At 47.5% G+C, this 22,445-nt stretch carries 12 protein-coding genes; 5 read left to right on the top strand and 7 right to left on the bottom strand.

The genetic code is table 11. The annotated features are described in order from the left end of the window. Window positions 1-461: 461 nt before the first annotated feature. Window positions 462-3,134: a beta-galactosidase gene (locus DXA74_RS08080; RefSeq protein ID WP_199666129.1), complete on the top strand. Its 2,673-nt coding sequence runs from the start codon at window positions 462-464 to the stop codon at window positions 3,132-3,134. A gap of 38 nt (window positions 3,135-3,172) precedes the next feature. Continuing rightward, window positions 3,173-4,672, top strand: coding sequence for an arylsulfatase (locus DXA74_RS08075; RefSeq protein WP_118526461.1), 1,500 nt, complete (start codon window positions 3,173-3,175; stop codon window positions 4,670-4,672). Between the two features lie 110 nt (window positions 4,673-4,782). On the opposite strand, the gene DXA74_RS08070 is transcribed toward DXA74_RS08075, so the two are convergent. Then, window positions 4,783-6,894 (bottom strand): GDSL-type esterase/lipase family protein, encoded by a 2,112-nt coding sequence (locus DXA74_RS08070; protein WP_118526489.1) that lies wholly within the window; start codon window positions 6,892-6,894, stop codon window positions 4,783-4,785. Between the two features lie 436 nt (window positions 6,895-7,330). Here DXA74_RS08070 and DXA74_RS08065 point away from each other — a divergent pair, with 436 nt between their 5' ends. Both DXA74_RS08065 and DXA74_RS08060 read left to right on the top strand, forming a co-directional pair. Continuing rightward, on the top strand, window positions 7,331-9,658 hold the full coding sequence (locus DXA74_RS08065) for a hypothetical protein (RefSeq protein ID WP_158576043.1): 2,328 nt from the start codon (window positions 7,331-7,333) through the stop codon (window positions 9,656-9,658). A 196-nt stretch (window positions 9,659-9,854) separates the two neighbouring features. After that, window positions 9,855-11,363, top strand: coding sequence for an arylsulfatase (locus DXA74_RS08060; RefSeq protein ID WP_118526487.1), 1,509 nt, complete (start codon window positions 9,855-9,857; stop codon window positions 11,361-11,363). Window positions 11,364-11,558: 195 nt separating this feature from the next. Here the strand turns inward: DXA74_RS08060 and DXA74_RS08050 are convergent, their stop codons facing one another. The 5 genes from DXA74_RS08050 to DXA74_RS08025 all read right to left on the bottom strand — a co-directional run bounded on the left by DXA74_RS08050 (window position 11,559) and on the right by DXA74_RS08025 (window position 20,308). Continuing rightward, window positions 11,559-12,692, bottom strand: a complete 1,134-nt coding sequence (locus tag DXA74_RS08050; RefSeq protein WP_118526455.1) for an alpha-L-fucosidase — start codon at window positions 12,690-12,692, stop codon at window positions 11,559-11,561. Window positions 12,693-13,133: 441 nt separating this feature from the next. Then, window positions 13,134-14,510, bottom strand: coding sequence for a nitrate/nitrite transporter (locus DXA74_RS08040; protein WP_118526451.1), 1,377 nt, complete (start codon window positions 14,508-14,510; stop codon window positions 13,134-13,136). 28 nt (window positions 14,511-14,538) lie between these two features. Beyond that, window positions 14,539-16,737, bottom strand: a complete 2,199-nt coding sequence (locus DXA74_RS08035; RefSeq protein WP_118526485.1) for a S9 family peptidase — start codon at window positions 16,735-16,737, stop codon at window positions 14,539-14,541. A gap of 59 nt (window positions 16,738-16,796) precedes the next feature. Beyond that, window positions 16,797-18,677, bottom strand: a complete 1,881-nt coding sequence (gene yidC, locus DXA74_RS08030) for a membrane protein insertase YidC (RefSeq protein ID WP_118526449.1) — start codon at window positions 18,675-18,677, stop codon at window positions 16,797-16,799. A 20-nt stretch (window positions 18,678-18,697) separates the two neighbouring features. Continuing rightward, window positions 18,698-20,308 carry a CTP synthase gene (locus DXA74_RS08025; RefSeq protein WP_118526447.1) on the bottom strand — a complete coding sequence of 537 codons (1,611 nt, stop codon included), beginning with the start codon at window positions 20,306-20,308 and terminating at the stop codon, window positions 18,698-18,700. Window positions 20,309-20,435: 127 nt separating this feature from the next. On the opposite strand from DXA74_RS08025, the gene DXA74_RS08020 reads away from it, so the two are divergent. Next, a complete protein-coding gene (locus DXA74_RS08020; RefSeq protein WP_118526445.1) occupies window positions 20,436-21,785 on the top strand; it encodes a DUF3078 domain-containing protein in 1,350 nt (449 codons plus the stop codon). A gap of 27 nt (window positions 21,786-21,812) precedes the next feature. Here the strand turns inward: DXA74_RS08020 and yihA are convergent, their stop codons facing one another. Next, window positions 21,813-22,421 carry a ribosome biogenesis GTP-binding protein YihA/YsxC gene (gene yihA, locus DXA74_RS08015; RefSeq protein WP_118526443.1) on the bottom strand — a complete coding sequence of 203 codons (609 nt, stop codon included), beginning with the start codon at window positions 22,419-22,421 and terminating at the stop codon, window positions 21,813-21,815. Window positions 22,422-22,445: the final 24 nt, after the last annotated feature.

The following is a 22,445-nucleotide window of genomic DNA, read 5'->3' as shown; positions in this document are numbered from 1 at the left end:
AGTATATATGCAGCATTTATGCAAAAAATGATCCCAAACTTCAAAGCATACAGATGCGATGAGGCTCGGAAAACACCCTGTCAGTTGTAAAAAAGCACTACGATGACTCTACAAAAGCATCGTGGTGCTTTTAAAAAATGCCGGAATTCCTTCTTTTCCTGCTTTCTTTTCCTCAGAATGAAAATCTGGAAAGTTGCTTGTCTTTCAGATATACAGCTGTCAATCAAAACCTTATTCTCGAAAACAGTCCTTCAGATTGGCGAATTTCCGGTCAGCTATCTTTACCGATAGAAAAAACGGATTCTCAGGAAGGTTGAAAATCAAAATGACAGAATCATAACATCATATAATTTTACATCTGTATCGTTGTTTATTACATTTTATGCGAAAGAGCATTTTTGTTATTTTGTTTATCAAAACGAACAGACAGAAACAAAAGAGTTACTTAAACTGATAGATCTATGAAAATAAGAAAAATACAAGCGGCAGCTTTGGCCTTTGCCTTGACAGTTTCGCCGTTCTTGCAGGCACAATATAAGATGGATTTAAGGAAGGTGGTCCCGCCTGAAATCAACTATTTGAAGATGGGGCATCCCGGACCGGCAGGGCAGGAAATACGGATCAATAATTTGTATCTGGAAGAAGGAGGGGTGGCGAAAGTACCCGTTATGGGTGAGTTCCACTACGCCCGCATGAATCCCGAATATTGGAAGGATGCCTTGCTGAAAATGAAAGCCTCGGGAGTTAATATTGTGTCAACCTATTGTCTGTGGTCTTTACACGAAGAGCGCGAAGGGGAATTGTCCTGGGAGGGACACTTGAATTTGCGCCGTTTCATCGAGCTCTGCAAGGAAGTAGGTTTGAAGGTTCATCTGAGAGTGGGACCGTATTGCAATGCCGAAATCAGAAACGGAGGTCTGCCGGATTGGCTCGTTGGGAACAGGATGCTGGAAACCCGTTCCAATCATCCGTTATATCTGGCTTATGTAGAGCGCTGGTATCAGGCTTTGTATCAGCAGGTGAAGGGACTGTTCTATAAGGACAACGGTCCTATAGTGGCCCTTCAACTGGAGAATGAATATGTGAAAAGGGGGCAGATTATTCCTCATCTGACGACCTTGAAGAAAATGGCCGTCGGTATCGGGTTTGATGTACCTTTGTATACGATGACTCATTGGATGGACAGCGAGTATCCGAAAGGAGAGATTGTGCCGTATGCCGGTTTTTATATTGAAGCTCCCTGGACCACTTCGGGCAAGAACGAAATGCCGGTTTCCAACTTTGAGTTTTTTACTTACAACCGCTTGTCGGACAATATCGGTACGGATATCATCAAGATTGAAGGAGAAGTGGAGTCGCTGAGCGGCGAAAACAATGATTCTCCGTTCTTTACCTGTGAAGTGGGAGTGGGAAGCACCACCTTTTACCATCGTCGGGCCGTTGTACCCGAAGAAATGGCCGGTGAAAACATTAACCTCCGTTTGGGCTGTGGCGTGAATCTGATGGGCTATTACATGTATACGGGAGGAAGTAATCCGACGGGAAAAGTAAACACTTTCCAGTCATCGGGTCCAAGAATCAGCTATGATTATCAGGCTCCGGTCCGTGAAACGGGTACTTTGGGCACGGTGATGCAGGAAGTCCGAAAATATAACTATTTTATGAATGATTTCGGGGCCGCGTTGGCCCCAGCCGTTGCCTATCTGCCCAGATCCAACCAAGACCGTCAGAATTTACAATGGGCGGTGCGCCTGAACGGAAATTCCGGTTTCCTGTTCTGTTCCAATTACCTGTACCGCCGGGAGCGTCAGGATTTCCGTGGAGTCCGCTTTTCGGTGGAACTGCCGGGCGAAATGCTGGTCATGCCCCGGAAGAAGGTTAAGGTATCGGGCGGAACTTATTTCCTGTGGCCGTTTAATCAGAACATGGGCGGAGTCTTGTTGAAGTACGCAACAGCACAGCCCGTTTGCTCGTTGAATGAAAACGGGGTGATGAATTATTTCTTCTTTGAAGATGATGGCATACCGGCCGAGTTCCTTGTCGATGCACAGAATGTTCAAGATGTCAAGGTAAAATCGGCAAAATGCCGTAAAGAAAAGAATGCTTATTTTATCGATCAGATTGCGGCCGGTAAAGATTGTCGGATTGAAATCGTGAAGAAGGACGGTTCGGTGGTCCGTTTGATTACGTTGACCGAGGAAGAATCCGACCGTATCTGGAAGGGGCGGATTGGAGAAAAGCAGTTTGTTGCTCTGACTGCCTCGTCGCTGATTTATGATTCGGAAGGCATTACCTTGATAGACAATAATCCACAGGCTCAGATAGAGCTCTTTGATCAGGGCATCTTTGAGAAGAAAGATTTTAGTGCCGAGCCGGTGAAGATTCAGGCCCGTGTCCGTGCCTTGGAACCCATGTCCGGCAGCCGTTGGATTGCTTCTGCTGGCGGTGAAGGCATAAAACGTCATTTTATGCTCCGTTCTTTTTCTGCTGTAGAAAAGGCCTGGGTGCGTTATGCGGCTGCCGACAGTTTGACCGTTCGGTTGAACCAAAAGGAAATAACGTGTCGCAATATGGGGGATTATTTCTTGGGCGAGATTACCTCTGCGGTTGCCGAAGGGGAAAATCTGGTGGAGTTTGACGCACCGGAACAGAAAGGCGTTTTGGCAGAATTCGAGATTCTGATGCAGAATGGAGAACGGATGGTCTGGAATACAGACGGCACCTGGATCACCCGGCAAAACCGTCCGGTTCAATGCCTTGACCGGGGCGACCGTCCCAAAGAATATGCCGCCGGGGAGCATTTGGCTCTGTATGAAGTGGAAGTGCCAAGCCGGAATATAACTCCCGAAGAAACCCGCATGTATGTGCACTATAAGGGAGATGTGGCAGAACTCTATCACAACCGGATGTTGTCTGCCGATTCATATTACGACGGTACGCCTTGGATTGTTAGTCTCGACCGTTTGGGGCAGACAAGCGATACAGATCCGTTGATCATCCGGATTCATGGTCTGGAATCGGCCGATGCTCCGATATATTTTGAGAAGCAGGTCAATCCGGCAGAGTGTGTCGTTCCGAAAATAGACTCTGTTGAAGTGAAGCAAGAATATCGTATTCATTTAAATTTAAAATAAAGATGAAAGAGAAATCGTTTTTACCATTAGTGTCCGTTATGTTGGTCCAACCGACATTGGCTTTATGCGAAGAACCCGGAAAGTTGTCAGACAAACCGAACATCATTTATATTCTGGCCGATGATTTGGGATATGGCGACTTGGGAAGTTATGGACAACAACAAATAGAAACACCTAATCTGGACCGTCTGGCCCGGGAAGGTATGCGTTTTACGAATCATTATTCGGGACAGGCCGTCTCGGCCCCTTCACGTTGTGTGCTGCTCACCGGACTGCACACCGGTCATGCCTATATCCGCGGAAACGATGAGGTGGCTTCACGTGGTAATGTGTGGAGTCATGAGGCTATGTTGGCGGATTCCTCTTTGGAAGGACAGCGTCCGCTTCCGGCCCAAACGGTTATGATTCCGCGAAAGTTGAAAGAAGGAGGATATACAACAGCCTGTATCGGAAAATGGGGATTGGGTTATCCGGGTTCGGTGAGCACTCCCAACAAGATGGGCTTTGATTTCTTCTACGGCTACAATTGTCAGCGTCAGGCGCATACTTATTTCCCTCCTTTCCTTTACCGCAATGAATGCCGGGAATATTTGGATAACAAACTGCTGGCTCCGGGCACCAAGTTGGATAAGGGAGCCGATCCGAGAAGCGAAGCCAGCTATGCCAAGTATATGCAGAACGATTTTGCGCCCGACCTGATGTTCCGGGAGATTCAGGACTTTGTGGAGCGCTCCAAGGACGAGCCGTTTGCCCTGTTCTGGACCAATCCGATGCCGCATGTGCCTTTGCAGGCTCCTGAGAAATGGGTGAAATATTATGTAGACAAGTTCGGAGATGAGAAACCTTATACCGGAAATCAAGGTTATTTCCCCTGTCGTTATCCGCATGCTACCTATGCGGCCATGATCAGCTATTGGGACGAACAGATCGGTATCCTTGTGCAACAGCTCAAGGATTTGGGCATTTATGAGAACACGCTGATTATCTTTACCAGTGACAACGGACCAACCTTTAACGGCGGTTCCGACTCTCCGTTCTTCGACAGTGCCCGTCCGTTCAAGAGCGAGGCGGGATGGGGAAAGGCTTCTCTTCGTGAAGGAGGCATCCGGGTGCCGATGATTGCGTCCTGGCCCGGAAAGATTCCGGCAGGAACCACTTCGGATCTGTTGTGCGCATTCTGGGACATCATGCCCACCATGTGTGATCTGGCCGGTGTAAAAGCTCCGGAAACCGATGGTATCAGCATCCTGCCGACCCTGTTGGGAAAGAACCGCAAGCAGAAGAAGCATGAATATCTGTATTGGGAATATCCCGAAGCCGGTGGACAGAAGGCAGTGCGTATGGGCAAATGGAAGGCTTTTGTCAAGAATATCCGTAAGGGAGGACGAAAGATTGAGTTGTATGATTTGGAATCAGACCCTCGCGAGCAGCACGATGTAGCCGAACAGCATCCCGAACTAGTGAAGAAGGTACTGGAAATCTTCCGTACCGAGCATGTGGATGCGGAAATAGACGCGTTTAACTTGCCTGTGTGGTAAAGAATGAATTTATAGACACGAACTTGTTTGTTGAAATCTATGATGAATAAGAGCCTTATCATAACTCTCATAAGGAGTTTGATAAGGCTCTTTTATGTTTGGAATTTACATTATCGGGACTGTATCAGTTCTTTGATCTTTTCGGCTGCTACCTGATAGCCTTTTTCCGTGAAGTGGATATAATCCCCACTGTAAAGTCCTTCCCGAATGTTTCCCTGATTGTCGGTAAACCAGGAAGTAGGGTTGATATAGGTGACTCCTTTCCATTTGTGCCGGTTCAGGATTTCGTGTGTCTTATTATATTGGATGCGAACCGGATTCTGGGCTTCTCGGCCTACCGGGAAGAGACCGAGTACGAATATTCTGGAGTCCGGGAACTGACGGACTGCTTCCTGAGCCACAGCGATGATTCCTTCGGCTGTGTCTTCACCGTTATCTCCATGAATCAGATTATTCACTCCGATGGCAATGACCACATTCTCCGGATGGCAACGGTTGTAGTTTCCATATCGGATTCGCCATAACAGGTTCTGGGTACGGTCGCCCGATATTCCAGCTGTTTCCCATACATTTTCGCCCAAGACTTTGTCCATCATTGCCTTTCCCGGCCGGTAGGTAACCAGACTGCGGTTTCCGCCCCATCCTTGTGTAATGGAGTTGCCCAACAGCAACAGTTTTAAGTTTCGGTTGTTGAGGCAGCTTTCTATTTCCTCTGCTACAGAGTGCCACTCGGCACCTTCTTTCCAGCCGGCTCCCGACCGGTATTCATTTCCCGGTATGGCCTTGACACAGGCATTCTGGGTGCGTCCGAAGGCCGACAGGACAAAGCGGACAATAGGCTCCGGATTGTATAGAGAATGCGGATGATGGTCTACTCCCGGTTTATGGATCACCTTTATCGGATGGTTATATTGGGCCATAAGCGTTTCAAACGGAGTGGTGTTCTCCTGAACCGGAACAACCTGGTCCGCATCGCCGACCACATGAAGAATTGGAATCTTTGCTTTGGCTAGAGTCCGGGCATGATCCAGTGGATTGCCTTTCCAGGCCAGTGCTTCTTCCCGGCTTTTGAAGTGATAAGCCTTCAGCATATTTTCCGTGTCCGCTTTTGATCCGGCACCTTTACCGTTGCCCATAGGCCAGCTTTTCAGATCCATCACGGGAGCATCCGCATAGATGCAGGCCACTTTTTTCGGGTTCCGTGCGGCCCAGTTGTAAACGATCAGTCCGCCACGGCTCATACCTTCCAGAACAACTTTCCGGTGGAATCCCTGGCGTTTCATGAATTTGTAGAAGTCATCCCACCGCTTTATGGCCTCTTCAGAACCGTAAAGGTCGGCTACATCGCAATAGGCAATGTGAAAACCCTGTTCCAGCAAGGCAACATCCGTCTGAGGTTCATGTCCCCAAAAGCGGGCACGCAGCACCCACGGCCTTCCTTCGGCTTCGATATAAGGACGCACCAGTTTGCAGGAAATGCCGTTTATCTGAAAGTCCATTCCTTGAAAGCCGTGGAAATTGAATGGAGTAGCCTGATTGCCCAATGCCGGTTCCTTGGTCTTTTCGGTTGGCTTCTGCAACAGATAGTCGCCTATTTTTTGTGCCATCATGCCGGCACCGATGGCCGATGGGTGCAGTTTGTCCGGCATGAGTACCGAGTTCCAGCTGTTGCCGAACAGACGGAACAGGTCGATGATTTCCAGCCGGTTTTCCCAGGCAAGTGTTTCTACAAGCGAGTGAATCTCCTTTTCTATGGTTTGAGGACATATTCCGGTGCAGTTGTCCAGAAAACAACGCACAGGTGTCAGCAGAATGACCCGGGGCTTGGAAGCCAGTTTCTGATAAGCATCGATAAGAGCCTGATAGTCGTTGTGAAAATTGTTTTTATGGCACCAGTTTTGTGGTTTGGTATCATTGGTACCCAGTTTGATGAGCACGATATCCGGAAGATAGTCCAATGACTGCTTGAAGGCCGCGGTCTTTACGTAAGGATAGTCGCCGGAGGACAGGGCTGTTGTGCCGGACACTCCAAAATTCCGGACTTCGAACTCCTCGCCCAGATAGTATTGCAGTTGGGCTGGATAACTGTTCTTTTCGCGATTGGCAATGCCTGCCCCAAAGGTGATGCTGTTGCCCACGCAGGCAACCTTAATTATTTTTTCAGAGGCAAAAACAGAGAAACAAAGACTGAAAAGAAGTCCTAAAACAAAAAGTTTTCTGATTGTTGTTTTCATAATTATCATTTATAGGTTATACGGTTTTTAAAAATTTCTACTAATTTACTGGTTTCCGAATGTTATTTGTGTTTGTGTTTGCATTATTTGTATAAATGAAACCTTATTTTATAATTTACATCTTGAAAATAAAATGTGATGATGCGATGGGCTGAATAAATTGCTCCCAAATACAATTGTTGGACGTTTGTATGGCTTTATTGGACATTTCTTATATGCTTTTCTTGCTGTTTTGTATTATTTTTGTCAGTGAATACACACAAAAATACCGGGAAGTTAATTTTAAATGAGATAATACCTAATGATTAATTTGGATAAGATGAATAAACGGAAAATTTTATTGTTAGCCTTAGGGGCTTGTTTGCCTTTCTCTTTTTTGCACGCAGATCATGCGGATTTGCAAGGAGATACCTGGAAAACCTATTTGAATCCCAATGGAACCATCAATTATATGGTCGTATCGGGTGCGGACGGGAATGATACGATTCCTTTCAGTCGGCATCAGAAGTCCGGACCGGTTTTTTATGTCAGTTCCCAACGTTATGATGCGCTGAATCATGTATTGCAGAATGAGAAGCAGGGTGTTTGGAAAAGAAAAGACGATCACTCTTTCGAATCTGTAATCGGAAATCTGCAATGTACTTTGATCTATCGTTCCATTGACGGACAGATGGCTTTGGATGTAACGATAAAAAATATGGGAAGTACTTTGGAGCAGCCTCTGAAGGCGGGATTGAAACTGGGCATAGATACTTATATGGATAAGTTTCCCGATTGGTTGGATGCTTACTTCCCGACTTTATTGAGAAACGAGAAAACACATTTCTGGGGCTATCTGATGAGTCCCAAACGGAAAATCATAGCTTTGTCTTCACCCGATCCGGTGGCTTCCTGGAGTCTGGATTATAACAGTTCGAACAGTGCCGGCAGCAAGGAACAGAAACCTTATTATTGGGGTGGACATCGGATTGAAGGAGTGAACATTGACTTTATTAATGCCTTGCCTTTGCCGAAAAGAGCTCCTCAGGATTTGTACCAGCTCTTTCCGGGACAGTCCTTTTCCTGGCGGCTGTTTATTACACCGGTTCAGGACCTCAAACAATTAAAGGATGTTGTTCAGAAAAATACCGGAGCGGCTTATTGGGATCTTCCGCAAACATCGTGCGCCGTGGGAGAACAGACTCGTATCGGACTTTATTCGTCTTCGGAACCCACAGTCAGCTTGAACGGCAAGCCGATTTGCATGAAAGAGCAGTCCGCCGGTTATTGGACCTATGATTTTGTTGCGGAGAAACCGGGGTATGATACCTTACAGTGTAGAAATGCCGACGGAAAAATGTCGGAGGCCATAATCACCGTGCGCCATCCCTGGGGCTGGTATCTGGATCGGGCACGCAGTGAGGCGGAGCGCTGTCCGCAAAAGGCAACCACTCATATAGAGTCGTGGTACGGATATATGTCGGCCTTTATAGCGGCCCGCTATTTGCCGGATGAGGCTTTGGACCGGAAGCATGCCAAACGGTTTGAGGATTTGTATCATTTGCTGCATCAGGACGATGTTCCTCAAATAATTCCTTACCGCATTCAGAATACCAGCGGCACGATTGATTTGTTGGTTCTGAAATATAAAGCCTATCGGAATGAAGAGGATTTGAAAAAGGCGGCCCGACTGGCCGATTGGCTCATTGCCCATGCCCAGAGAAACGACGGTTCGTTCCGAAATCATCTGAGTCTGGACAAAAATGAACCAAAGGGAACGCTCTATACCAGTGTGATCTATGTAGCCAAAAGTATGTTGGACCTGGCTTTGGTGGAAAAGGAACTGGGCAAGACGGACCGTCAATGGCATAAGAACTACAAAAAGCATTTTGCTTCTGCCAAGAGTGCCATAGATCATCTGGTTTCGCTGCACGGTAATGTGCAGACTGAGGGCGAGATGACGTATGAGGACGGCATGATCTCCTGTACGGCGCTTCAGATTGCCTATCTGGGTTTGCAGGACGAAGTGAAAGCACAACGGGATAAATACGTGAAAGAGGCCTTGTATATGCTTGAAGGACATGACTGTCTGACTCAGCTGCTGATACCCGACGGACGACAGCGGGGAGGCACATTGAGATTCTGGGAATCACAGTACGATGTGCTGATGGTGCCCAACTTCATGAATTCTCCTCACGGATGGAGCGCCTGGAGAGCTTATGCTACCTATTATCTCTACCTGCTGACGGGAAACGAACGCTGGTTGCGTGAGAGCTATAATGCGGCAGGAGCATTTGCCGAACTGATAGATACCCGAACCGGCCGCTTGCGCTGGTCTTTCTGTGCCAATCCATATTTGCCGGCCCGCATTGTCAGCGAACCGCATCCTACGGCCCATCCGGATTCTGTAACGCAATACCATTTGCAGCCTTTGCATTATAAGACCAATGCCGTTGTGGTGGGAGAGCAATACATAGACATGATCAGTGATATGATGTTTTTCAACACTCAGGACAATGATGTGCACGAGGTATTCAAGTTTATTGGCGAAGCTTTCCTGTGCCATGCTTTTGTGGTGGAAAGGGAAGACGGAAGTTTGAAAGGATATAATTGTCGGGTACGTTATTCCGGAGATGAAATCGTGGTAGAACCTACCGAACAGCTGGTAGAGAAAGTCCACATCAATGTAAAAGGAAAAAAGAAAGTAAGAATTTCCTCAAAATCCAGCAATCCGGTTTATACGGTTTCCCGGATGCAATGGGTAAATGTTTAAGAGAGTAGGTCGGCAAACAGAATAGTTGATGGCCGGCGAATCCTGATTTAAGGGAGATCTTCCGTCTCATTAACAATATTTGTGCCGGAATGGAAAATAATTTATATTTTTGAGGGAGTTTATCTGCATCCTTTGCGGATTGAAGCAGGATGAGGTAAAAATAATGTTTAACCTTAAAAAGACAAATGATGAAAAGATGAAAAAAAGGAATTTGTTTACCACATTGTGGATGACAGCTCTTACGGCCTTGCCTGTTATGGCAGACAATAATCAACGTCCCAATGTAATCTTTATTGTGGCCGACGATTTGGGCTATGGAGATATCAGTTGCTATGGCGAAAACACAGTTCAGACTCCTCATGTAGATCGTCTGGCCGGTAACGGACTCCGTTTTACGGATGCTCATTCCGTGGCGGCTACCAGTACTCCGTCAAGATATTCGCTTTTTACGGGTTGCTACAGCTGGCGGAGGAATGATACGGGGATCGCTCCCGGTGACGCCGGAATGATTATACGTCCGGAACAGACTACGGTTGCAGATATTTTTAAGTCGGCGGGATATACCACCGGAGCCATAGGAAAGTGGCATCTGGGACTGGGGGATAAAACCGGAACACAAGACTGGAACGGACAGATAACTCCGGGACCTCAGGATATCGGATTTGATTATTCTTATCTCATGGCAGCAACGGGAGACCGTGTTCCCTGCGTCTGGATTGAAAATCAGAAAGTGGCGAATTATGACCCGCAACATCCTATCTATGTCAGTTACAAGACTCCATTTCCCGGTGAACCTTTGGGAAAAGATCATCCCGAACTTCTGACGAACCTGCATCCTTCATTCGGACACGATCAGGCTATTGTGAATGGCATTTCACGTATCGGATTCATGAAGGGTGGAGGCAAGGCACTATGGAAGGATGAAAACATTGCCGACACGATTACAGCCAAGGCTGTGGAGTTCATCGAGAAGCATAGTCGGGAACCGTTTTTCCTGTATGTGGGAACGAATGATATTCACGTTCCCCGTTTCCCGCATAAACGTTTCAGAGGGAAAAGTAAGATGGGATATCGGGGTGATGCTATTTTGCAGTTTGACTGGACGGTCGGTGAGATTGTCGAGGCTTTGTCAAAACAGGGGCTGTTGGACAATACGTTGATTGTGTTGACCAGTGACAATGGTCCGATTGTGGATGATGGCTATAAGGATCAGGCCAAGGAGTTATTGGGCAATCACAGACCTTGGGGAGATTACCGTGGAACCAAATATACCATCTATGAAGCCGGAACACGAGTTCCTTTCATCGTATCCTGGCCCAAGCATATAAAATCCGGGGTATCCAAAGCTCTTGTTTCTCACATCGACTTGTTTGCCTCTATGGCTTCCCTTGTAGGAGAAAAAGTTCCGGCAGGCGCTGCTGATGATAGTTCAAATCAGCTGAAGGCTCTGCTGGGAAAGGACAAGAAAGGACGTGATTATGTCATTGAATCAGCCGGAACGCTGGCTGTAATGACTGGAGAATGGAAATATATTATGCCGCATGGACGTAAATCAAAAAACAATCCGCAAAAGGCACTCGGAGAACTCTATTATCTGAAGGATGATATTGGCGAAAAAACAAATGTCGCAGAAAAATATCCGGATAAGGTACAAGAGTTGAAACTGCTTATTGAAAAGGAGAAGAGAATGTCCCCTACGAAATAATAAAACAAAAGAAAGAGTCGTATTCTGGCTTCATGGGCTGAATACGACTCTTTCCTGTTTTTGCAAGTACAGTCAGAAAATTCCGGCTTGATAAGTCGGAGAACTTGCTCCAGTATGAGAAGTCTCCTCTTAAATAGAATACAGGGTTGCCATCATAGCGTTTTCTATGTTTCTTCACCTTGTTGAAAGCTTCTTTCAATCCGATGCCTTACGAAGTGCTGTTGAATACTCCGTATCGTTGCTACTGGCGAATGTATTTCCGTTGTTACGTATTTTTCCTACTTCATTCAGTATGTCCAAAGACTCTTGCGGAACATTGCCATCTCCGTCCGGTCCGATATTCAAGAGCAGGTTTCCACCTTTGGTATTGATGTCTTGGAGCTTGTTGACCACGGTTTGCGCATCTTTCCACTGATGATCCTGTTTCTTGTATCCCCAGGATTCATTGAGCGTATAGCAGGCTTCCCAGTAGTGATCCTGCGATTTTCCGGGATGTTCCTGTTCCGGAGTTCCGAAATCTTTCTTAAAGATCGCTCTCTTGGCCACCCGGTTGTTGATCAGAATGGAAGGTTTTAAGGAACGGATATACTGATACAGCTCTTTGCCGTCCTCCAAGGTCCACCAGTCCACCCAGTCGGCATCGAACCAAAGGATGTCGGTATCATACCGGTCGATCAGTTCCTTGATCTGTTGTTTCATGTATTGGACGTATTCGGCTTTCTGTCCCGGTTTCATGCTGATTTGTGCCCATCGTCCCCAAGCATCCTTGCCCTTGCTGTTTCTTTCTTGCGACGGATGGTGCCAGTCGATGATGCTGTAGTAAGTACCGAAACGGATGCCCTGTTTCTTGCAGGCTTTGGACAGTTCTTTCAGAATGTCGCGTCTCTTCATGGGAGTGGATGCGATGTCAAAATCCGTATATCGGGAGTTCCACAGACAGAAACCTTCGTGGTGCTTGGTGGTGATTACGATATATTTCATACCGGCTTTCTTGGCAGTACGTGCAATTAAATCCGCGTCAAAATTTCGGGGATTCCAACTGTTGGCCAGAAGGGCATATTCGGCAGAAGGAATGTCCAGGGTAGATTGAATCCATTCGGCATAGCCTTCGGCCTGCTTGCCCTGATATTCTCCGCCTAGAGAACTGTAGAGTCCCAGATGGATGAACATACCGAATTTGGCGTCGGTGAACCATTCCATCCTTTGTTTAAATTCCGCAGTTGTCTCTTCGTTTATTGTTTCGTTTTGGGCTTGTATACCGGTCAGTCCGCAAAGGCAGAATGCGGCGATGAGAAAATTTCTTTTAGATGGGAAAGGGTAATTTTTCATGATTCTGGTTTTAGAGGATTTTTGAATAGATTGTATTTACAAAAATCCGTCTTTTTTCTGAGAAACCGTTCATTTATATTTGCCTTTTCTTGTTTTATATTTGCTTTCAGGTTTAATGAAGAAAGAGGGGAAGTAAAATAATAATGACTATTTCCAAAAGCAGGATCATCAAAATCCATTTTTTGAAGATATGAACCTATAATTTGAAAACTGAGTACCTTAAAAGACTAAAGAAAGGGCCGTATCATTGCTCCATATAGAGTTTGATACGGCCCTTTCTAATATTATTGTTACAATCTGTAATTATGGGGAATAGTCGTTTTTGTTTTGATATCCCCTTTATTATGCCCCGATGATTGTGTATTACTTTCAGGGCAGTAATCTTTTACTCACCCGTCAGTAATCTGTTACGGACGGGTGAGTAAAAACAGATTCAGAGCATTATTTCTGAATGTTGCTCTTTTCAAGTCCATAGTTCTTGATGCCGTCTTCTTTCTTCAGCATCATGGCGATCAGGATAGCAATGAAGCCGAATACGGCAAAGATAACCATCGGCAGGGTGTAGTCATAAGTAACGCCCTCGGCAGTCTGGATGGTGGCATACTTCTCGATAACCCAACCGATCAGTACCGGAACCATAGACAGACCGATGTTCTGAATGTAGAAAATGATGGCATAGGCAGAACCTAACTGCTTCATCGGAATGATTTTCGGCACCGAAGGCCACATGGCTGATGGTACCAATGAGAAGGCAATACCCAACAGAATCATCACGATGATGGCAAACCACCATACGTTCAGAATCGGTAGGGCGAAGAGTACGTGTACCAGAGTCAGCAGGGCTGAACCGATAATCATCAGTGTGGCACCCTTACCGATACGGTCGTAGATAGAACCGAACAGCGGAGTGAGCAGGATGGTTCCGAATGGCAGCATGGCAGGAATCATACCGGCCAAATCCTGATCTACATGATATTTATGAACCATGATCTTAGTCGCGAATTTCAGGAATGGGAACACACCGGCATAAAACATCAGGCAGAGCAGGGTAATCAACCAGAAACCTTTGTTGCTGAAGATTACTTTCAAATCGCTCATCTGGAAACCTTCTTCGTTTTCTTCAACTCCCGATGACTGTACTGACTGGTCGAACTTGCGGTCCATGACGCAGTATACCAAATATACCAGGAAGCCTACACAGATGCATACGACACCCAAAAGAATCGGAGTGGAGATGCTGTAGGCATTGGCTAATGGCAGACTGCATGCCAGTGCGGCAGCGGTTCCGATACGTGCCATGGCAACCTGCAGACCCATGGCCAGCGCCAGTTCATGACCGGTAAACCATTTGGCGATAACCTTGGAAGCGGTGATACCAGTGATCTCCATACCGCAACCGAAGATGGCGAAGCCCAGAGAGGCGAGAGCTACTTGCAGTGGCATGTTAAACAAAGTGGCATCGCCGAAAGTATGGGATACCGCATACCATTTGATGGCCGCTCCGGTGAGCATCAGAATGCTACTCATCACACCGGTGAAGCGCACGCCCATCTTATCCAGAATGATACCTCCGAAGAAGAGCATCAGCAGGAATACGTTGATATAACCGTAGGCTCCGGAGAAGAAACCATATTCGGCGCTGGTCCAGCCCAGTCCGCCTTCTGCAACAGATTGGGTAAGCAGAGTTTCCAAAGGAGCCATTACGTCGGTAATGAAATAACCGCACATCATGGTGAACGAAACAATCGCCATGGCGGTCCAGCGGGCAGCCTTGCTGTCGCTGAGTTTTTGCTGAATGTTTTGTGTTACTGTTGTCATTTTTATTTGTTAAGATAGTGATTGATTTTTATTTCTTTAACCAGCGGTCCAACCAACGGAAGAAGGTGCGCTGCCACAGGATTCCGTTCTGTGGTTTCAGTACCCAGTGGTTCTCATCCGGGAAGATGAGCAGCTCGGCCGGAATGCCGCGCATGCGGGCTGCCTTGAAGGCAGATTCTCCCTGAGCGCTCAGAATGCGGTAGTCCTTCTCGCCGTGGATGCACAGAATCGGAGTGTCCCATTTGTCGACATACAGATGCGGACTGGTGGTGTATGGGTTTACTTTCTGTCCGTCGTTTACTGTTTCCGGAGAGTTGGCCTGGTTGGTGATGCCCTTACGCCACGGACCGGCACCCAGATCCCAGTTCGGGAACCACATCTCTTCGGTTTCGTAATACTGTTGTTGGGTATTGAAGATTCCGTCGTGTGCGATGAAGCACTTGAAACGCTTGTCGTGGTGTCCGGCCAGATAATATACGCTGTAGCCTCCGAAGCTGGCACCGACACAACCCATACGGTCTTTGTCGGCATAAGGTTCCTGAGCAACATTGTCGATGGCATCCAGATAATCCTGCATGCACTGGCCGCTGTAGTCACCGCTGATGTCTTCCAGCCATTCCATGCCGAAGCCCGGCAGACCGCGACGGTTAGGAGCCACGATGATATAGTCGTTGGCTGCCATGAGTTGCAAGTTCCAACGATAGCTCCAGAACTGGCTTACGGGTGACTGCGGACCGCCCTGGCAGAAGAGCAGTACCGGGTATTTCTTGCTGGCATCGAAGTGTGGCGGATAAACCACCCAGCAGAGTTCCTGCTTGCCGTCTGAAGTCGGTACCCAGCGTTCTTTTACCTCACCTAAAGTGAGTTGCTTGAGGATATGCTCGTTTTCCTGAGTCAGTTGGGTGATCTTGGCCTTCTTGCCTTTGGAGATGCTGTAGATGTCGTCCGGAGCGCTGAGGCTGTGACGCATCACCAACAGCTGGTCGCCATTGTCGGCCACACTGCTGTAGTCATAATCTCCTTCGGTCAGCGCGCGTACATTACCTTTCAGGTCGGTCTGATATACCATGCTGCGGGCGTGCCATACTCCGGTAAAGTAAAGCTGCTTGCCGTCCTTGCTCCAGTTGAATCCGTCAACACCCGACTCGAATGACTCGGTCACATAGGTCTTCTTTCCGGTCTTCAGGTCGAGGACACACAGACGGGTGCGGTCGCTTTCATAACCGTCGCGCTCCATGCTCTGCCAGGCCACTTTCGTACCGTCGGGAGAGTATTGCGGATTGGTGTCGTAACCCATGTTGCAGTCCTGGGCATTCTGATTTACGGCCTGGTGCTGCAGCGAACGACTCGGATCTGTTTTCGGAGCCTGATAACCGGCGGGCTTGCACAGGTTGGTAGTCTTGCCGGTGCTCACTTCATAGGCGAAGATGTCACTGTCGGTGCTGATGGCATAATCCACGCCCGTTTTCTTACGGCAGGTATAGACAATAGTCTTGCTGTCGGGACTCCAGTTGAATTGCTCGCTGCCGCCGAACGGAAGCATCGGACATTCGTAAGGCTCTCCGTTCAGAATGTCGGTAGTCTGGTCCGAGATGCGTGTTCCGTCAAAGTTGGCCAGGAAGATATGCGGAATAGTGCGCACATAATGATCCCAGTGCTTATAGTTCAGGTCTGTGATGACCATACCGCTGGTCAGAGGCAGATCGTCGTAAGTCTTTTCAATGGAAGCGGTGGTCTCTACTTCCTGAACCAGAATCACCTGTTTGTTGTCGGGAGAGAATTTGAAACCCTGCACTCCCTGCTCGGTGAACGACAGCTGCTTGCGGTCGCTTCCGTCGAGAGCGGCCTGCCATACTTCCGGTTTGCCGCTGGCTGTGCTCAGGAAAGCCAGATGCTTGCCGTCGGCCAGGAACTGCGGTTCCATCTCGCTGGCATTTCCCTGAGTGAAGAGCTGTTTGTCCGATCCGTCGGTATTCATCAGATAAATCAGGGTGCGACTCTTGTTCTGCTGCACACTGTAGTAAGTCACGGTGTAGGCAATCTTCTTGCCGTCCGGTGAGGTGGTCATGCCGCCGATGCGTCCCATGGCCCAAAGCGTTTCGGGAGTCATCCGGTCGTTTTTCAGTTGAATTTCATTCTTGCCGATCACCGGAGTTTCGGCAGGGCTTTGCTGCGGCGCGGCGGCCGTCAGTGCCAAAGTGGTGGTCATAATATGTAGAAAGTTCATAGGATAAATATGAAAAAGCCGGACGCGAAAAGACACGTCCGGCATAAAATGATTACTTTTTATTTTTGTCCCTGTCTTCTTTTCTGTTCTTCCAGAATAGCCTGTTGCTTTTTCTGCATTTCCTCCAGACGAGCTGCAAAGCCGGAAGTCTTTTTCGGATTCTTCTTGTTGGCTTCATACTTGGCCTCCATCTTTGCCAGCAGTTTCTTCTCATCGGTAGTCTTCTTGAGATACCACATGATCAGGATACTGGTCAAGCTGGACAGGAAGTAGTAATAGTTCAGTCCTGAAGAGTAATTGTTGAACATGAAGAAGAAGAACACAGGCATGAAATACATCATGTACTGCATCATCTTCATCTGCTGCGCCTGTTCACCAGCCATGGCAGACTGCTGCTGCTTGGTGCTGATCCAGGTATTGATGATATTGGTGGCACAGAACAGCAAGCAGAAGATGCTGATGTGATCACCGATGAGCCAGATGTGAGTGTCCCAACGGATCAGGTCGTCGTATGCCGACAGGTCGTTGGCCCACAAGAAGCTTTCTCCGCGCAACTCAATGGCGTTCGGCACAAAGTTGAAGAGCGCAATCCAGAACGGCATCTGGATGAGCATCGGCAGACAGCCGCCCATCGGGTTGGCACCGTACTGGCTGTAGAGTTGCATCATTTCCTGCTGTTTCTTCAGTGCGTCGTTCGGGTCCGGATATTTTTCGTTCAGCGCGTCGATTTTCGGCTTCAGAACGCGCATCTTGGCCGAAGCGATGTAAGACTTGCGTGTTGTCGGGTAAACCAGAACCTTGATGATAATGGTCAGCAACAGCAACACAATACCCATAGACAAGCCCAGACCGTTGAGCCAGTCGAACAGATAGATGATGAAGAAACGGTTGATCCACTTGAAGAGCGGCCAGCCCAAGTAAACCAGATCCTGCATTTCCAAATCCTTGTCGCTAAGGCTCAAATCATTGGTCGTGCTCAGAATGTGGTAGTTGTTCGGACCGAAATAGAGCTGCAAGTCGGTTGTCTTGCTGCCCGACGGATCGAAGTAAGTCTTCATTTCTGCATTGTACTCCTTCAGGTAACCACTGTTTTTAGGCTGCGGTGTGCTGGAGAGAGTAGCGTCGGTAAAGTCCTGATGCGCGATGAACACACAGCTGAAGAACTGGTTCTTGAAAGCAACCCAGTCCAGACGTTCTTTCACATCCTCGGTCTTGTCCTCGTTGGCGTTCAGATAGTCGGTACCCTCATCCTTGATCTTGTAGGTCAGGGTAGAGTATTGGTTCTCAAAGTCGAAACCCTTTTCCTGCTGCATGGCCTTGTCATACCACGACAGGTTGATGGTTTTCATTGACGGTGAGAAGTATCTGCCCAGACCCGAAGAGGCAATCTTCAGGTCGAGCATATAAGAGTCACTGTGCAGTTTGTATTCCAGATCCAGCACGCTTCCGTCCTGATTCTCCAGACGCATGGTCACACTGCTGTCGGTAGCAGCTACCGGAGTGAAGAAAAAGTCGCGAGAGTCCAGGTTCTCGTTTTTGCCTTCCAGGACAAAGCTCATGGAAGCGTCCTTTTCATTCAAAAGGCATACCGGTCCTCCCTGCTGGTTTTTATAGTCCTTGAGCAAGGCTTCCTTGACCATACCGCCACGGGTGCCCAAAGTGATCTTTACCAGATTGTTCTGCAATACGATGTTCTGATCGGTACCCTGACGGTTCTTGAAGAACAGGGAAGTAGAGTCCAGGGCTGCTTCTGCCTTTTTGGCGATGGCTGCCGCCTCCTGAGCTTTCTGTGCTGCTTCTGCCTGCTGCTTGGCTACGATTTCGAGTGAGTCTTGTCGTTGCATCTGCTGGATTTCAGCCTCGCTTGGTCGGCTGAAGTAGCTGAATCCGAACAGCACACCTGCAATCAGGATGAAACCGATGATTGTATTTTTATCCATTTTAAATTTTCTATATCTGCTTATTGGTTATTTTTAAAATCAATAGCTGCCTTTACAAAGGACAGGAACAGTGGATGTGGCTTCAGCACGGTACTGCTGTATTCCGGATGGAACTGGGTACCGATATACCAGTTCAGGTTCGGGATTTCTACGATTTCCACCAGGTTGCTGTCCGGATTGATACCTACGCACTGCATACCGGCGTTCTCGAACTCAGAAGTAAACTGGTTGTTGAACTCATAACGGTGGCGGTGACGCTCAGAGATGGTCTTCTGTCCGTAAGCTTCCAGGGTGCGGCTTCCTTCGCGCAGCTCACATTCGTAAGCACCCAGACGCATGGTTCCACCCATCTGTGTAATATTCTTCTGCTCCTCCATGATGTCGATCACATTGTGCGGAGTCTTCTCGTCCATTTCGCGGCTGTTGGCATCGGCATAACCCAATACATTGCGGGCAAACTCGATCACCATCATCTGCATACCCAGACAGATACCGAAGGTCGGGATATTGTGTGTACGGGTGTATTCTGCAGCGATGATCTTGCCTTCGATACCTCTCTGGCCGAATCCCGGACAGATAACCACACCAGACATGCCCTCGAGAGCCTCGGCAATGTTTTCCTTGGTCAGCTTCTCACTGTTTACATAGTGAGTCTTTACCTTATAGTCATTATAGGTTCCGGCATGAGCCAAAGATTCCAGAATACTCTTATAAGCATCCTGCAGATCGTATTTACCTACCAGAGCGATGTTGACAATTTCTGTAGCCTTGTTGCGACGCTCCAGGAAAGAACGCCATGGACCCAATCCCGGAGTTTCTCCGATTGGCATATCCATCTTGCGCAAAATAATTTCGTCCAGCTTCTGAGCCTGCATGCTGAGTGGTACTTCGTAGATAGAAGGCATATCCAAGCTCTGGATTACAGCGTCTTCGTCTACATTACAGAAGTGGGCCACTTTCTTACGCAGACCGGCGTTCAGTTCGTGCTCGGCGCGCAATACCAGGATATCCGGCTGGATACCCAAGCTCTGCAACTGCTTTACAGAAGTCTGAGTCGGTTTGGTCTTCAACTCGCCGGCAGCAGCCAGATAAGGAACGTAAGTCAAGTGCAGGTTGATGGCATTCTTGCCCAATTCCCAACGAAGCTGACGAATAGCCTCCAGGAATGGGAGAGATTCGATATCTCCTACAGTACCTCCGATTTCGGTGATCACGAAGTCGAATTTGTACTTCTGGCCCATCAGCTTGATGTTACGCTTGATTTCGTCTGTGATATGAGGAACCACCTGGATGGTCTTGCCCAAATAATCTCCGCGGCGTTCCTTCTCGATAACACTTTGGTAGATACGGCCTGTGGTGATGTTATTGGCACGGGTGGTCTGAATACCGGTGAAACGCTCGTAATGTCCCAGGTCGAGGTCAGTTTCCTGTCCGTCTACCGTAACATAGCATTCGCCATGCTCGTAAGGATTCAGTGTTCCCGGGTCGATGTTGATATACGGGTCAAACTTTTGGATGGTAATGTTATACCCTCTAGCCTGTAAAAGTTTACCAATTGATGAAGAGATAATGCCTTTTCCCAAAGAAGAGGCAACTCCACCAGTTACGAAGATGTACTTAGTTTCTGCCACGATAATATAATTTTAGTTTAGACTTCAATCATAATCTCAAAGTTGCAAAATTATAAAAAAAACTTGAGAATAAGGCTCTGTTCGTTCAAAAATCCTCTATCTTTGCGTTTGTTAAGTCGTTTTTAATATGAGAATTAGATTTTTGATTGTGTTTCTCTTCATTTTGGGAGCTTGCAGGGCTACGTTATCCGCTTCGGCCCGTCAGGTGGACACTTTGCGCCAGGCTGCCATTATGGAGCGTTATATGCATCAGTTAGATACTTTGTGCCGCAAATACAGAGTGCCGGCAAGCGATTCCGGGTTGCCGGTAACTTATTCACCTTATTATTATAAGATGATTTCTCCGGCCCTGCTTTACCGCGCTGCCATTGCCCAGTGTTTCGAAATCCGGTATGCCTTGCCCGATTCCGTGAATGTTTACGTATCGCAGGATACAATCAACAACGAGACCGATTCGATTTTGCTTCTGGATCGCGAAATCAATGATCTCTTGTGTCATACTTATATCAATCATCCCCGGCTGATTTCGGATACGGAAGATGAGGTGCAACAGATGGGTACGATTCGCGAAGATGTGGGAACGCAGCTGGGGCATGAGTCGGCTCTGGTGGATCAGACCAATCTGCCTACTTTTATTCCGGATATCGGCGACAGTGTGGTAGTCATCCCCAAGAAACCGAATTTCTGGAAATATTACAGCAACTCTTCGCTACAGTTCTATCAGTATTATAATACCAAGAACTGGTATAAGGACCGGACCGACAATTACTACAACATGTTGGCCGCCTTGAAGATGGGCTTTTCTTACAACAATAAAAGCAAGTTCAACTGGGAAACCAATCTGGAAATGCGTCTGGGCTTCCGGCCTTACCCCAAGGATACGGAGCATCAGTTCAAAACCTCTGAGGATTTGATCCGACTGAATTCGAAAATCGGTTATCGGGCTACGGAGCACTGGAACTATACCTTCTTTGTGGAAGGAACCACCCAGATGTTGCGCAGTTATTATGACAACAGCGACGAAGTCCGTTCGGATTTCATGTCTCCGTTTTCGAGTGTGATTTCGCTCGGTATGGAGTATAGCATGAGTTGGAAAAAGTTTTCCTGTTCTGCCAATTTGTCGCCCATTGCCTACAATTTCAAATATGTGGCCCGTGATAATCTGGCCACCCAGCATGGCATCAAGGAGCACCACATCACTTATAACAAATTCGGTCCGTTTATCAATATAACCTATAACTGGCAGATTATGGACAATATCAAGTGGAGTGCGCGAATATATTGGTTCAGTGATTTGAATATGAATACAATCGAGTGGGAGAATACGTTTACTTTCAATGTAAACAAGTATGTTCAGGCCTCCTTGTTCCTGTATCCCCGTTTTGACGACAGCTCGCCCAACTACCGCAGCCCGGTTAATGACGGGTTCTTCATGTTCAAGCAATGGCTGAGTTTAGGACTTACTTATAATATATAATATAGGTAAAGAGGTCATGCCGGACGCTTATGCTCCGGTCATGACCTCTTTATTGATCTGCTCGATATAATCCAGAATTTCCTGTCTTCCGGTTTTGTTTTCGGAAGAGGTGATGAAATAAGGCGGGAGTTCCTCCCATTGTTTCTTCAGTTCCTTGAGATAGAAACTGATGTTCTGTTTCAGTTTTCCGCCTCCCAGTTTGTCGGCTTTGGTGAATACGATGCTGAACGGTACTCCGTTTTCGCCCAGCCATTCCATAAATTCCAGGTCGATTTTCTGAGGTTCGTGACGGCAGTCGATGAGCAGAAACAGATTGATCATCTGTTCTCTTTTCAGAATGTAGCTGGAGATCATCACTTCCAGCTTGTCCTTGTCTTTCTTGCTTCTTTTGGCGTAGCCGTAGCCCGGAAGGTCCACCAGATACCACTCGTTGTTGATAAGGAAGTGGTTGATCAGCATGGTCTTTCCCGGAGTGGCCGAAGTCTTGGCCAGTTTGCTCCGTCCGGTGAGCATATTGATCAGGCTGGACTTGCCCACATTGGAGCGTCCGATGAAGGCATATTCCGGATTGTTGGTGTTCGGACATTTGCTCACAACGGCGTTGCTGATGATAAACTCTGCACTCTTGATTTCCATAATAAAGCTAATTTTTGAAGCAAA

It is taken from the genome of Bacteroides sp. OF04-15BH (genome assembly GCF_003477995.1).
Lineage (GTDB): Bacteria > Bacteroidota > Bacteroidia > Bacteroidales > Bacteroidaceae > Paraprevotella.
Note: the sequence above shows the minus strand (reverse complement) of the source record. Positions and strands in the feature narration are given on the sequence as shown.